Genomic DNA, 13,627 nt, shown 5'->3' with positions numbered 1-13,627 from the left:
TTATTAAATCTATTAATTAATTTCAGAGCATTAACACTAAAACCTCTTCATGAATTCAACCACCCTTTCAGCTACCATGGTTACCGGGCACTATGGTTTTGCTGATATCCACAAACAAACCGACAATGATCATCATCTCCTGGTAGCAACCAAAAGCTTTGCAGCCGAACAGGTCATCAGCGCATTCAGCTCCAGCGAAATTCATGCAACGCCTTCCCGTTATACCGTTCAGATAAATGAACATGAACACATTATTCTAAAGCCGGAGTTTCTGCAGTACATCAACCACAGTTGCAACCCCAACGCTTTCTTTAATACAAGCACCATGGAATTGGTTGCATTACGAAACATTGAACCGGGTGAAGAATTTACATTCTTCTATCCATCAACAGAATGGTTCATGGCCGATCCTTTTCAATGCCTTTGTGGTGAAGCAAATTGTATCGGTACCATCAGAGGTGCAATGGAGTTGAATGTTGACGTATTGGCCAACTACCGACTAACTGATTTCATTGCATCGAAACGTAACCATTTAAATGATTAAACTGCTACATTTACAGTATGCTTTCGAACCCGTTTCATTCACTTCCTTCTACTGAACATCCGTTGTTTATCTGGGTACTGGCACCGCATCTGCAAACCAATGATGCAAACCTCGATTACTATTACGATTTCACACAAAGCATCGACGAATACACAAAGGTTTTTGCAGAGTTACAACTCAACTGGAAATGGCAACCGGTTACACAAACCAATTTCAAAGAGATCATTGATGATATCGCAGCTACTACTTCGTTTCAAACACCATTGGTGTTGAATTTATGTGATGGCGATGAAGTAAACGGCACACCTGGTGTTTCTGTGATCCATTATCTCAAAGAAAAGCAACTCATTTTTACCGGAGCCGATGCTGCATTTTATGATAACACTACTTCGAAGATCATTATGAAGGAGTTGTTTGATAAAGCAGGGATTGCACATGCTAAATGGGTACCCATCCATCATGCTAAACAAAAACTCACTGGTATTTGTGAATTTGTTGGTACACCCATGATTGTGAAGCCGGCGGTGAGTGGTGGAAGTATGGGATTAGGAGTAAAGAATGTGGTGCATAACACCGACGAATTAAAAGCATTGGTAAAAGAATTGTTTGATGGGTACCGTGGTTGGGATTTTTCGTTTGGCGGATTAGTGGCCGAAGAATTTATCAATGGTCCGGAATACACCGTGTTTCTTTCCGGTTCGCATCATTCGCCACGTAGCCGCAAAGTATATACACCGGTTGAACGCATTTTTCATAAAGACTTACCGGATACTGAAAAATTTTTATCCTTCGATCGACTTTGGGAAACCTATGAACAGGAAAAGCCCATTGGCGAAGAAGAAGATTTTTATCAATACCACCTGCCTCCCATCGGCTTACAGAAAAAGATCATGGACCTGAGCTGGAAAGCGTATTGTGCAGTTGGCGGAACTGGTTATGGTCGTGTAGACATCCGCATGGATAAAGCAACCGGCAAAATGTATGTGCTGGAAGTAAATGCACAATGCGGATTAAGTGAAGATGAAAATTATACGTCAATCGGTGCTATTGTTCGCTTAAGCAATCAATCGTACACTGGTTTAATTCTGCACATCCTTCAGGATGCCATGCAGCGACATAAACAAAAACAAAAAAAGGCTGTGGCAGTAAGATAATATTGCCGATGTGTTATGAAGATCTGTGTACTGCAACCCGACTATTCTACTTCTGCTGTTGATTATCAATATTACGATCCTGCAAGAAATTTATCGAACCTGTTACCACAAGTACAGTTCGATCACGTGTTACTCAACAAACTCACTACCTACAAACAATTACTCGAGCTTAGTAAAAATGGCTACGATTGTTTTGTGAATTTATGTGAAGGCTACTTAGAATGGGAAGTGCCGTCGATTGATGTGATCTATACATTGGAATTACTCAATCTTCCATTCACCGGACCAAACACGTTACTCTACGATCCGCCCAAAGAGTTAATGAAATACGTTGCCTATACCGAAGGTGTGGCTACTGCAAATTATGCATTGCTGGAAACAGTGGAGAATCTTGAGCAACAGGTAAAGCATCTGATGTTTCCCCTTTTTGTAAAACCCTCCAAGGCAGGCGACAGTTTAGGTATTGATGAACATTCCATTTGCCACAACATCGACGAACTGCAGCAAAAAGCATTTGCCGTATTGCAGCATTATCCGCAATTATTGATTGAAGAATATATTGCCGGCAGAGAATTCACTGTGCTTGTTGCGGCTGATGCAAAAGATGAAAAGAAGTGCAAAGTGTTTCAACCCATTGAATTTATTTTTCCGGAGGGAAGAACCTTTAAAACTTATGCACTCAAAACATCGGAGTTACATCCCGAAAGCAATATTCCTGTTACGGATGCAGCGATCAAGCAACAACTAACGGAAGCGGCCCAGCGCATTTTCCGCAGCTTTGGTGGTGTTGGCTATGCCCGCATGGATTTCCGGATGAACGATGCCGGCAAACTGTTTTTCCTGGAAGTAAATTTCACCTGCTCTGTTTTTTATACAGATGGATACGAAGGCAGTGCCGATTATATTATTAAAGCCGATGGCATTGGTCAGGCTGGTTTTCTGCAACACATCATTGAGGAAGGCATTGCCCGCCACAAACGAAAGCAAAAGAAATATGTAATGAAGGGCAATTCAATTGCCGGCTTCGGTATCTATGCTACCTGTCCGATTGCTCAAGACGAGGTGATCTTCAAGGGCGAAGAACGTCCGCAACGTATCGTTACCAAACGTTATGTGGACGAAAACTGGCTACCCGAAGAGAAGCTGTTATTCCGCCATTATGCCGTTCCGCTCAGTACCGAAGTGTATGTACTCTGGGACAATAACCCGTCTGAATGGGCGCCGCAAAACCATTCCTGCCGACCGAACACTGCTTACAAAGGTCTCAACTTAGTCGCTTTATCCCCCATTTTACCGGGTCAGGAACTCACAATGGACTATGCCGACCTTCTCGATGAAAGTGCTGAAACATTTGAATGCCAGTGTGGTACGCCCGATTGCCGCAAATTAATTTCAGGTACAAAAGGAAACGCTGTTACACAACGGGAACAACACCTCTGGTAACATCAACCCCACTTCCGGCTTATCTTTGCAACGCCTTTACTGATCCATTCTACCGGAAAAGAAATATTCTCTTTCACTAAACTCCGGTGATTCTGCACAGTCTATTTTGAGGATTTTTTAAACCGGAAGGAGGAAGTATATGCCTGGAAAATGGGTGATCAACACAATTGTAAAACAGTATAAGTATAAGTTACTCCTCACTTATTCCTTGTTTGCCGTGGAAATGCTGGGGCTGCTGATGCGTCCGTATTTTCTGGGAGAAGCTGTGAACGATCTCATCAAAGGTTCGTACCACGGCTTGTTTTATCTCGCTGGTGCTCACCTGCTGTGGGTGGTTACAGGTACTATCCGTCACCGTTACGATTCACGTACCTACTCCGATATTTATACATCGCTTGTTGTAAAGTTGATGACCCGGCACAAGAACAAAGAGTTATCGAAGCTCAGTGCACATTCAACATTATCACGTGAGTTTATCGACTTCCTTGAATATGATCTCAATTATATTATTGAAGCAGTGTACAACATTGCCGGCTCATTGATCCTCTTATTCTTTTACGATACGCAGGTAGTATTGCTCTGCATGTTGATGTTGATCCCTGTTACCATCACCAGTTATATTTATGGAAAACGGATGCGCCAACTCAACAAGCAGAAGAATGATGAACTGGAGCAACAGATCAACGTACTCGCCACCAGAAATCCATTACGAATTAACGAACATTACAACAAGTTGCGGAAATGGCAGATCAAGATCAGCGATCAGGAAGCATGGAATTTTGGTGTGATGGAATTGTTGGTAATGGTGATCATCACCGCTTCTTTACTGACGGTATCAGCAGTAAATGGGAAAACATTACAGGCCGGTGATATGATCGGTATCTATACTTACATTCTCAAATTTGTAAGTGGATTAGATACTGTTCCGTACATGATCCAACGAATGGCAACCTTGAAAGATATTTTGCACCGTGTAGAATTACAACCTGAAGAAGTGCATGGAAGGGAACATGATCCGGAGACGGTGATAACTGCGGCATAATTGATATTTAGGAACTGGTAATTGGGGATTTGGAATTAGTAACACCTATTACTTACCCAATTCCCTATTCCTGATTCCAAACTCCTTTACGCCCTTACTTCTTCTCTACTATTTTCAAATCCGGAAGTACAGTCATTGCTAATACAATTACAGAAGCAGCAAAATAAACGTACAGCCAAACTGTTGACTGCGGACATTCTCCGTTACGACAAGTAGATAATAACAACAGATTTCGTAATGCCCATGCAAAATTAATTGCACCTACAAAAGGGTTGATACGTTTAGCCCAAAGTTTTGGAATTAAAAAAAACAGAAACGCCATCCCCAGCATCACCATATTCATCAATACAGGCATACCAAATTTCGAAACGGTATCGGAACCAAATCCTGTTACTGTTGCATTGATCGATGGAATATATATCCAGGTAAAGCGGGCGGCCAGTAACATCAGTAACCCGGCAAGTATGCCAATATAATTTGAATAACGCATAAGCTTACAAACAGAAAAAGCGCAGGATGGTTCCAACGCTTTTCATTTTTTTAGAGGTCCCGAGCGGATTCGAACCGCTGTACGAGCTTTTGCAGAGCTCTGCCTAGCCACTCGGCCACAGGACCAATTTGTGAGGTGCAAATGTAGTATATTCGGGCAAATACTCCCAAAGAACTATGCAAAGAATTGCGGAAAGCGAACTCATCATCAATAACAGAGGGGCTGTTTACCATTTAGATGTGCGCCCCGATGAATTAGCAACTACCATTATTACCGTAGGCGACCCGGATCGGGTAAAAGAAGTTTCCAAACATTTTGATTCCATTGAACATAAATCTCAACACCGTGAATTTGTTACGCATACGGGCTACATCGGAAAGAAACGAATCTCTGTTGTGTCGACAGGTATTGGTCCGGATAATATTGATATTGTATTAAATGAACTGGATGCATTGGTGAATATTGATTTCGAAACAAGAACCATCAAGCCAACACTCACCTCTTTACATATTATTCGCCTTGGCACATCGGGTGCATTGCAGGCCGATATTCCGGTTGATGGATTTGTGGTTTCTACACATGGATTAGGGATCGATAATCTCCTTCATTTTTACCGGCACGACAGTAATGAAGAAGAAAAACAGATCATGCAATCGTTCGTTACACATACGCAGGTGCAGGATAGTTTATCGTATCCTTATGTAACAAGTGCAGGCTCGCAATTGCTCAAACATTTTGTAGAAGGTTATCATCATGGCATTACAGTAACCTGTCCGGGATTTTATGGTCCGCAAGGAAGAGTGTTACGTCTTGGTCTCTCCAATCCTGCCTTGATCGATAGGCTAACACAATTTCAATTCGGTCAGCACCGAATCACCAACTTTGAAATGGAAACGGCAGCCATTTATGGTCTGGGTAAAATGATGGGGCATCAATGCTTATCCATCAGCGCTATTGTAGCTAACCGGGTAAAGAAAGAATTCAGTAAAGATGGCGGAGCGGCCGTTGATCATTTGATAACTAAATCGTTGGCGATAATCGCTGCTATCTAGTTGAAGGTTTAACGTTTAATGTACACCCCTCACGAACCAGCATCAGCTATTTAAGTCGTAATTTTAACCTTCAACCCGAAACATTCAACTTTAAACTTATTAATGACCATTCCTTTCTACAAATACCAAGGCACCGGCAACGATTTCGTTATACTGGATAATCGCTCTGGTAATTTTACGCAATTAACCAGCGTACAAATAGCCTATTTATGTGATAGAAGATTCGGCATCGGTGCCGATGGTTTGATGATGTTGCAGCTCAAAGATGGCTACGATTTTGAAATGCTGTACTATAATGCCGATGGTAACGAAGGCAGCATGTGTGGCAACGGCGGACGCTGTTTAGTAGCTTTTGCAAAGCGGTTAGGTGTGATCGACAAAACCGCTGCATTCCTTGCTACAGACGGGTTTCACGAAGCGGTGGTGAAAGAAAACAGCTGGGTTGAATTGAAAATGAAAGACGTAAACAGCATTGAAAAAAATGCTGATCATGCCGTTTTAAATACGGGTTCACCGCATTATATCCGCTGGGAAAAGGATATCGCAAAAACCGCAGTTTATGATGAGGGAAAACGCATACGCAATTCACCCCCTTTCATAAAAGAAGGGATCAATGTTAATTTTGTTCAGGTTCACGAAGATGCTCTCAGCGTACGTACCTATGAACGGGGTGTAGAAGCCGAAACCCTGAGTTGTGGTACAGGTGTTACAGCCGCAGCAATAGCAGCCAGTAGCGCCACCACCGGACAGCAGGAACAAAAGATCCTGACGCCGGGCGGAGAGTTGAAAGTGAAGTTTAAAAAAATATCCGACTCGTCTTTTGAAAACATTTGGCTTTGTGGCCCCGCCACATTTGTCTTCAGCGGTACGATCGAACTTTAATCCAATATCCAAAAACCCTAACCCTACACCCAATGATCGCAAAACGCTATCATTTAAATAAGTTTCAGATCATCAGCCATGCTGAGAATACCATTGAGGACATTTTAAAACAATGCAGGCAAATGGATGAGGTTCAGTTTTTTTATAAATCTGAACAATGGTCTGTTGCAGAAAATCTCGAACATCTTTCACTCAGTTTACATAAAAGCTGGCTCGGCTTGTTTGCTCCCAAATTTTTATTGAAGTGGAAGTATGGCAAACCCGATCACAAATCACTTTCATACGAAGAACTGTTGCAGGTCTATTACCAGAAGCTCGATGCCGGTTACGAACAGGACAAACGTTATATCCCGGTTGTAAAAGAAGAAAAAGGAGCGAAGGAAAAACTGATCACCCGCTTTGAACATCTTACGATAAAATTCCTTGACCAGATCCGCTATTACTGGGAAGACGATACCATGGATGAATACCAGGTGCCACATCCCGTATTAGGAATGATCACGATAAGGGAACTGCTTTATTTCAACCTGTTTCACAACACCCACCATTACAAAACCATCCGTAACAGGAAAAACGAGGCGCTGGAATTTTCAACTGCAGATTAGAAACCGGCTCTTACCTTTGCGCCGCTATGCTGCAATTCTTCAAAAACGAAAATGGGAAAACCCTTGCAATTGAAAAGCCTGAAAGCGGGGCCTGGATCAATATTGTTCCACCATTAAAACAGGAAGAGTTTACTGAAATTGCAGAAGCACTGGACATCCCCATCGATTTTCTTGCCGACTCACTTGATATTGATGAACGTTCCCGTTACGAACTGGAGGATAATGTAAAGCTGATCGTTATTAAAACACCGGCCGAGAACAACTCCTTTAACGACAGTGATGCGTTTTATATCACCATACCCATTTGCATCATCTTAACGCATAACCAGATCGTAACGGTTAACTCCTTTGATAATGGAGCCATCAAAAAATTCCTGAACACGTTTCAAAACCGCCACCCGGACAAACGGAATATGATGGTGTTGAAAGTGTTTGAAAAAGTGGTGCAGGCCTACATGGAATTTTTGAAAGAGATCAACCATCGTAGAAATTTACTGGAGCAAAAATTATATGATGCCAACCGGAATGAAGAGTTGCTTGACTTGATGCGTATCCAGAAAAGCCTGGTGTATTTTGTTACGGCTTTGCGCAGCAATGAAATGTTGTTGATGAAATTGCAACGCACCAAATTTCTGGCATTGAATGAAGAAGAAGATGAGTTTTTGCAGGATCTGATCGTAGATACCAGTCAGGCCCTTGAGATGGCGAATATTTATACCAACATCCTGAGTTCAACGATGGATGCATTTGCCAGCCTCATCAGCAATAACCAGAATCAGGTGATGAAGCGTTTAACTTCCATTACCATTATGCTGCAACTGCCTACATTGGTAGCAAGTATTTATGGAATGAATGTGCCGATCCCGGGTGCGCATTCATCCTTTGCATTCTATTTTCCGATCCTTATTTCATTGGTATTATCATTACTGCTCGGCATTTTCTTTTTGCGAAAGAAGTTGTTTTAAACAATCATTTCACCACTCATTAATCAGCAGAAAAATGTTCAATATTCGGGTTTACGGCATTATCATTAACGAACAAAAGCAGGTATTGGTAAGCGATGAGTTTATACGTGGAGCCTATGTTACCAAATTTCCCGGCGGCGGATTGGAGTTCGGCGAAGGCACAAGGGATTGTTTGAAACGGGAGATGAAAGAGGAACTGAATATTGAAGCTGAAATTGGCGAACATATTTATACAACCGATTTCTATCAACGTAGTGCATTTAACCCCGAACATCAGATTGTCTCTATCTACTACCATGTAAAGCCACTGGAAACGATCACTGTTCCATTCAAACAAACACTGTTTGATTTTGAACCCCATCAAATTGCTGATCCAAAAGGCGAAGCCGAAGTATTCCGTCTGATTGATTGGAATGTATTTAGTGAAGATGCGTTAACTCTCCCTATTGACAAAGTGGTTGCACGATTGCTGAAGGGAAATAGTTAGTGGTTAGTAGGCAGCCCCGCAAGCGAACACGAACGTACTTATTGCATATAGTACATTGCTTATTGCTATTAAGCCTGCATAGCTGCTTCCTTCATTTCCGTTGCCCGTTCCTTTCCAAGATAACGTTCGATCACCGAATGCATCAGGTAAATAACCGGTGTTAAACAGATAGCCACAATAAATTTATAGATATAGTTCACCACTCCTACTGCCAAAAACAAACTCATGGGCCACACGAAGTCTGTACCATTCTGATTCACTCTTGTTCCAATATAAAACGCAATAAAGAGTACCACAAAACTATCAATGAACTGCGATACCAATGTGGACCCGGTTGCACGTAACCAGATGTTTTTTTCACCTGTTACTTTTTTGATCCGATGAAAAACAAATACATCGATCAGCTGGCCAAGAATGAACGCTGTTAATGAACCGATGATGATAAAGCCACCCTGCCCCAACACACTGTTGTATGCTTTTTCCATATCAGGAACACCGCTCCCCTGTTTGCTGGTGATAAAAAAATCGGCTGGTGTTAGATTCATCGCCATGACAAATACAAGAAAGGCAAACGTGATGAGGCCGGCCGTGAGATACGAAAGAAAACGAACACCCTTCATACCATAATACTCGTTAATAATATCAGTCATGATGAACACAACGGGCCACAGCAATACACCGGCAGTTAAATTCACCGACAACACATTTCCAAACAACTTCAATTCCATGGGCGAAAAGCCCAATGTTTTTTCCAATGAAAAGATCTTTACACCAATAATCTCAGCGATCAATGCATTGGCAATAAAAAAACCAGCCAGCACCAGGAAGAGTTTGGTTGATTTATCGGAAAGCAGTTGTTTGATCATAAAAAGAAATAAAGAAGTTGAAAGATAAAAACCGCCACATTAAAGAAATGGACCGAATAGACCGTGAGTTGTAGTCTTTTCTGCAACAACAGCACAGATAACCAAACACTCACAAGAATGTTCACTAACAAACTCAAAAACCATCCGCCAATGATCAGTACAACGAGTATTGACTGAGAGCTGACGAAAGGGATGTATCGCAGGATCAGGCAAATAAGAAATAATACATTCAAAATGAGGGCAACCTTGCTAAGAAATAAAAATCCTTTCATACAGTTAAAAATGCTGTCAATCCCCCAAAATACCATTATTTTGCCTCACTGAAACTGAAAATTTTCACACATGAGTTAAGCCGTGAAAAATATTCATTCTTATACTTGGTCAGTGAATATTTTCAAGGCGATCCTGTTTGACCAAAAGAAATAAAAAATAGCACATGAAGTTTGATTTCAAAAAGCTGATGCCACATGCCATTGCAGTGGTTGTTTTTATTGTTGTTGCGTTGATCTATTGCAAACCGGTACTTGAAGGCAAGGTGTTAAATGCAACCGACAACCTTGGATGGAAAGGTATGGCCCAGCAATCGTTTGAAGTTCGGGAGAAACAAGGCATTTTCCCAAACTGGTCTAACAGCATGTTTGGGGGTATGCCAACGTACCACTTTGCAATGGAAGCAAAGCACAAGATCATGTTTGCTTATGTACAAGAGATCATTATGTTGAAATTGCCAAAGCCTGCCAACTTCTTTTTCCTGGCATGTATTTGCTTTTACATACTGGGGCTTTCGCTACGCCTCAATCCATGGATTGCCATCATGGGTGCATTGGCCTACGGCTATTCAACATACAATCCGGTTATAATTGGTGCCGGCCACGATACAAAAATGCTGGCAATGGGTTATGCACCATTGATGATCGCAGGTTTATTACTCCTCTTTCAAAAAAGATGGTGGGTTGGTATTGCTGCGCTAATAACGGGCACCAGCTTGCAGATAAGCACCGGCCATTTGCAGATCGTTTACTATACACTCATTATTCTTGCCATACTCTGTATTGGATTTTTGATCGATAGCTTCAGGAAAAAAGAAGTGGCAGCAGCGTTTAAAAGTTTTGCCATTGCATTGTTCGTTGGTCTTGTTGCTTTTGGTAGTAATGCCATCCACACACTCACTAACTGGGATTATGCAAAAGAAAGTATGCGTGGTGGTGTAAGTGAATTAAAACAAACCACCGATAAGAATACAACAAGCGGCGGACTTGATAAAGACTATGCTTTTAAGTACAGTGTAGGCGTAGGTGAAACATTTACATTACTGATCCCCGGTATTTATGGCGGCAGTAACGGTGGCTCAGAGTACAAAAAATCTGCATTTGCAGATAAGTTAATGGAAGTTGGTTATCCCGAAGATCAGGCCTTGCAATCAGCAAACGGTATGTCGTATTGGGGCGATCAACAACCTACTTCCGGTCCGGTTTATTTTGGAGCGATCGTGATGTTACTGTTTGTATTTGCACTCTTCTTTGAAAAAGGTTGGCTGAAATGGAGTTTGCTGGCCGCAGGTTTATTTGGGGTATTACTGGCTTGGGGCAAAAATGTTGAAAGCATCAACTATTTCTTATTCGACTATATGCCGCTCTATAAAAAATTCCGTGCACCATCGATGGGACTTGTAATTCCGCAATTGTGTTTTGTTGCCATGGGAGCAATTACACTCAACAATCTTTTATTCGGAAACAATAGTGCCGATAAAATTAAAAAGGCCTGGAAGAATACAGCCATTGCATCCGTTGCGTTGATCGCTCTTGCAGCCATCATGTATTTCAGTTTTGATTATTCTTCACCAAACGATAGCCGGATCAAAGACAACATGAGCGGTGCGATGTTGCAACAGTACACGCAACAAGGCCAGCAGGTAACGGCTGAAATGCAGCAACAGGCAGAAACATTTGGACGCTCATTCATCACAGCTATTCAAACCGATCGCAAAGGATTATTCGGCGGCGATTTAATGCGTACTGTTTTCTTACTGGCACTTGGTCTCGGTTTGCTGTGGGCGTTTGCCTATCAAAAGATGAAGGCATTTCCTGTGATGATTACCCTGTTACTTATAAGTTCATTTGATGTGATGGCAGTTGGCAAACGTTACATCAATGAAAGTTCATTTGTAGAACCGGATGAATTCGACAACTCGTTTATACTGTCGGAAGCAGATAAAATGATCAAACAGGATACCGGCTATTACCGTGTATTGAATACAACAACTGATTTCACCAACGAATCATTTACGTCGTATCATCATAATTCTATTGGTGGTTATCACCCTGCCAAGCTGCAGATCTACCAGGACCTGATCGAAAACCAGATCGCTAAAAATAATATGCAGGTGTTGAACATGCTCAACACAAAATACTTCATTGTACAAAATCCGCAGAATGGCCAACGGATTGCTCAAATGAATCCTGCAGCATTTGGTCCGGTATGGTTTGTAAAAGCGATCAAATACGTAGCTGATGGAAGAGAAGAAATGAAAGCACTGGACAGCACCAATCTGCGTGATACAGCTGTTGTACAAACGAAATTCAAAGCCAATATTGGCAGCGAACCTGTTGCCGATTCAACAGCAACCATTCGTTTGATTGAAAATAAAAACGATTACATTCTTTATGAATCATCTGCTGCTGCCAACCAGTATGCGGTGTTCAGTGAAGTGTATTATCCACGTGGCTGGAAAGCATTCATTGATGGCAAGGAAGTTCCAATTGTAAAAACAAACTACGCATTGCGTGGCTTACCCGTTCCGGCCGGTAAACATAAAATTGAATTGAAATTTGAACCACGTTCATACGAATTAGGAAACAGCATTACCATGTATGCGTCATTACTTGCCTTCCTGCTTTTATTCGGAAGTCTGTTTATGGAATGGCGCAGCAGCAGAAAAGCAGACTCATGAAACGGGTGCTGACGATTGTTCCTTACCCTTACCTGCCTTTTTTTTCGGGAGGGCAGAAACTCATTGCTCAGTTCACTTCCTTTCTGGGAGAACAATGCGTGTTACATGTAGCGGGTACAAACAATAACGATGCAGCACTTGCAACCAACTATACGTTCCACCCTGTTTTCATCAACAGTCAACTGCGTTATGCAGATCTGTTTGCTTTTTTTCGTTTGAAAAAAATCATCAAAGAGCAACGTATCGAAACGGTCATTATTGAACACCCCTATCTTGGTTGGTTAGGTTGGATGCTGAAAAAGAGTTGCGGAATAAACCTGGTGATTCATACACATAATGTGGAGTATGAACGTTTCAGAACTGTAGGCAAAAGCTGGTGGCCTTTGTTGAAATGGTATGAAGGTTTTGTATTAAGAGCAGCTGATACTGTTTTTTGTATTTCGGCAGAAGACAGAAACCGCATGATTGAACAACTGAACATACCTGCATCGAACTGTGTGCTGATTCCTTACGGCATTACACAAACGCAAGTACCTGCTGATAAGGCTATCTTTAAACAACAGGTATCTGCAAAACACCAACTTGATCCCAATGCTTTGTTCCTCTTCTTTAATGGTTTGCTCGACTACAAACCCAATACGGATGCGCTCCGTACTATTATTGAAAAGATCAATCCGTTGTTGAAACAATCCGGCTTACAGTATAATATTCTTATTGCTGGAAAACGTTTACCCAATGAGTTTGGCGAATTAAAACAATGGAACAGCGAACATATTTTTTATGCAGGTTTTGTAGAGGATATTGATCTGTATACGAAAGCTGCCGACATACTTTTGAATCCTGTAAATAGCGGTGGTGGTGTTAAAACAAAGATGATCGAAGCACTTGGATCAAATACAAGTGTGGTGGCAACGGAAACCGGAGCAACTGGTGTTGATCGAATGGTTTGTGGCAACAAACTAAGTATTGTGAAAGATGGTGACTGGAATGCATTTGTCAAGAGTATAGCAACAGTTGCCAATGCAGGCACAACGGATACTCCTGCCGCCTTTTACGCAACCTATAACTGGACCGCTGTTGTTACAAAAGCATTGCAGCATTTATAGTGTTTATGAAAGCAGTTTCAGCATAGTTTTCACAATCGGTA

13 protein-coding genes and 1 tRNA gene are annotated in these 13,627 nt (G+C 41.7%); 11 read left to right on the top strand and 3 right to left on the bottom strand.

From position 1 onward, the window contains the following. Positions 1-49: 49 nt before the first annotated feature. The 4 genes from WG989_RS13610 to WG989_RS13595 all read left to right on the top strand — a co-directional run bounded on the left by WG989_RS13610 (position 50) and on the right by WG989_RS13595 (position 4,183). Positions 50-544 carry an SET domain-containing protein-lysine N-methyltransferase gene (locus WG989_RS13610; protein ID WP_340430125.1) on the top strand — a complete coding sequence of 165 codons (495 nt, stop codon included), beginning with the start codon at positions 50-52 and terminating at the stop codon, positions 542-544. A 17-nt stretch (positions 545-561) separates the two neighbouring features. Continuing rightward, positions 562-1,698, top strand: coding sequence for a D-alanine--D-alanine ligase family protein (locus WG989_RS13605; RefSeq protein ID WP_340430123.1), 1,137 nt, complete (start codon positions 562-564; stop codon positions 1,696-1,698). A 15-nt stretch (positions 1,699-1,713) separates the two neighbouring features. Further along, a complete protein-coding gene (locus WG989_RS13600) occupies positions 1,714-3,141 on the top strand; it encodes an SET domain-containing protein-lysine N-methyltransferase (protein WP_340430122.1) in 1,428 nt (475 codons plus the stop codon). Between the two features lie 139 nt (positions 3,142-3,280). Beyond that, positions 3,281-4,183 (top strand): ABC transporter six-transmembrane domain-containing protein, encoded by a 903-nt coding sequence (locus tag WG989_RS13595; protein WP_340430121.1) that lies wholly within the window; start codon positions 3,281-3,283, stop codon positions 4,181-4,183. A 94-nt stretch (positions 4,184-4,277) separates the two neighbouring features. Here WG989_RS13595 and WG989_RS13590 read toward each other — a convergent pair whose 3' ends face one another. Together WG989_RS13590 and WG989_RS13585 are read right to left on the bottom strand one after the other, a co-directional pair. Next, a complete protein-coding gene (locus WG989_RS13590; RefSeq protein ID WP_340430119.1) occupies positions 4,278-4,673 on the bottom strand; it encodes a hypothetical protein in 396 nt (131 codons plus the stop codon). Positions 4,674-4,727: 54 nt separating this feature from the next. After that, a tRNA-Cys gene (locus WG989_RS13585) sits at positions 4,728-4,798 on the bottom strand. A 51-nt stretch (positions 4,799-4,849) separates the two neighbouring features. Between WG989_RS13585 and WG989_RS13580 the strand changes: the two genes are divergently transcribed. The 5 genes from WG989_RS13580 to WG989_RS13560 all read left to right on the top strand — a co-directional run bounded on the left by WG989_RS13580 (position 4,850) and on the right by WG989_RS13560 (position 8,664). After that, complete coding sequence (locus WG989_RS13580; RefSeq protein ID WP_340430117.1) at positions 4,850-5,725, top strand: nucleoside phosphorylase; 876 nt, start codon at positions 4,850-4,852, stop codon at positions 5,723-5,725. A gap of 102 nt (positions 5,726-5,827) precedes the next feature. Further along, positions 5,828-6,607 (top strand): diaminopimelate epimerase, encoded by a 780-nt coding sequence (dapF, locus tag WG989_RS13575; protein WP_340430115.1) that lies wholly within the window; start codon positions 5,828-5,830, stop codon positions 6,605-6,607. Between the two features lie 32 nt (positions 6,608-6,639). After that, positions 6,640-7,212: a DinB family protein gene (locus WG989_RS13570; RefSeq protein ID WP_340430114.1), complete on the top strand. Its 573-nt coding sequence runs from the start codon at positions 6,640-6,642 to the stop codon at positions 7,210-7,212. 26 nt (positions 7,213-7,238) lie between these two features. Then, positions 7,239-8,177: a magnesium transporter CorA family protein gene (locus WG989_RS13565; RefSeq protein ID WP_340430112.1), complete on the top strand. Its 939-nt coding sequence runs from the start codon at positions 7,239-7,241 to the stop codon at positions 8,175-8,177. A gap of 34 nt (positions 8,178-8,211) precedes the next feature. Next, complete coding sequence (locus WG989_RS13560) at positions 8,212-8,664, top strand: NUDIX domain-containing protein (RefSeq protein ID WP_340430111.1); 453 nt, start codon at positions 8,212-8,214, stop codon at positions 8,662-8,664. 68 nt (positions 8,665-8,732) lie between these two features. Here WG989_RS13560 and WG989_RS13555 read toward each other — a convergent pair whose 3' ends face one another. Next, positions 8,733-9,530, bottom strand: coding sequence for a queuosine precursor transporter (locus tag WG989_RS13555; RefSeq protein WP_340430110.1), 798 nt, complete (start codon positions 9,528-9,530; stop codon positions 8,733-8,735). A 436-nt stretch (positions 9,531-9,966) separates the two neighbouring features. Here WG989_RS13555 and WG989_RS13550 point away from each other — a divergent pair, with 436 nt between their 5' ends. Continuing rightward, positions 9,967-12,480 carry a YfhO family protein gene (locus WG989_RS13550; protein ID WP_340430109.1) on the top strand — a complete coding sequence of 838 codons (2,514 nt, stop codon included), beginning with the start codon at positions 9,967-9,969 and terminating at the stop codon, positions 12,478-12,480. Then, positions 12,477-13,586 (top strand): glycosyltransferase family 4 protein, encoded by a 1,110-nt coding sequence (locus WG989_RS13545; protein ID WP_340430108.1) that lies wholly within the window; start codon positions 12,477-12,479, stop codon positions 13,584-13,586. Before WG989_RS13550 ends, WG989_RS13545 begins: the two co-directional genes overlap by 4 nt. Positions 13,587-13,627: the final 41 nt, after the last annotated feature.

Source organism: Lacibacter sp. H407, from assembly GCF_037892605.1.
Classification (GTDB): domain Bacteria; phylum Bacteroidota; class Bacteroidia; order Chitinophagales; family Chitinophagaceae; genus Lacibacter.
This window is presented reverse-complemented; position numbering and strand designations above follow the sequence as displayed.

Bases quoted from the DNA above. Each gene is read 5' to 3' on its own strand.
- WG989_RS13580 (WP_340430117.1), top strand. From the start codon at position 4,850: ATGCAAAGAATTGCGGAAAGCGAACTCATCATCAATAACAGAGGGGCT.
- WG989_RS13550 (WP_340430109.1), top strand. From the start codon at position 9,967: ATGAAGTTTGATTTCAAAAAGCTGATGCCACATGCCATTGCAGTGGTT.
- WG989_RS13590 (WP_340430119.1), bottom strand. From the start codon at position 4,673: ATGCGTTATTCAAATTATATTGGCATACTTGCCGGGTTACTGATGTTA.
- WG989_RS13610 (WP_340430125.1), top strand. From the start codon at position 50: ATGAATTCAACCACCCTTTCAGCTACCATGGTTACCGGGCACTATGGT.
- WG989_RS13565 (WP_340430112.1), top strand. From the start codon at position 7,239: ATGCTGCAATTCTTCAAAAACGAAAATGGGAAAACCCTTGCAATTGAA.
- WG989_RS13595 (WP_340430121.1), top strand. From the start codon at position 3,281: ATGCCTGGAAAATGGGTGATCAACACAATTGTAAAACAGTATAAGTAT.
- WG989_RS13600 (WP_340430122.1), top strand. From the start codon at position 1,714: ATGAAGATCTGTGTACTGCAACCCGACTATTCTACTTCTGCTGTTGAT.
- WG989_RS13545 (WP_340430108.1), top strand. From the start codon at position 12,477: ATGAAACGGGTGCTGACGATTGTTCCTTACCCTTACCTGCCTTTTTTT.
- WG989_RS13605 (WP_340430123.1), top strand. From the start codon at position 562: ATGCTTTCGAACCCGTTTCATTCACTTCCTTCTACTGAACATCCGTTG.
- WG989_RS13560 (WP_340430111.1), top strand. From the start codon at position 8,212: ATGTTCAATATTCGGGTTTACGGCATTATCATTAACGAACAAAAGCAG.
- WG989_RS13570 (WP_340430114.1), top strand. From the start codon at position 6,640: ATGATCGCAAAACGCTATCATTTAAATAAGTTTCAGATCATCAGCCAT.
- WG989_RS13555 (WP_340430110.1), bottom strand. From the start codon at position 9,530: ATGATCAAACAACTGCTTTCCGATAAATCAACCAAACTCTTCCTGGTG.
- dapF (WP_340430115.1), top strand. From the start codon at position 5,828: ATGACCATTCCTTTCTACAAATACCAAGGCACCGGCAACGATTTCGTT.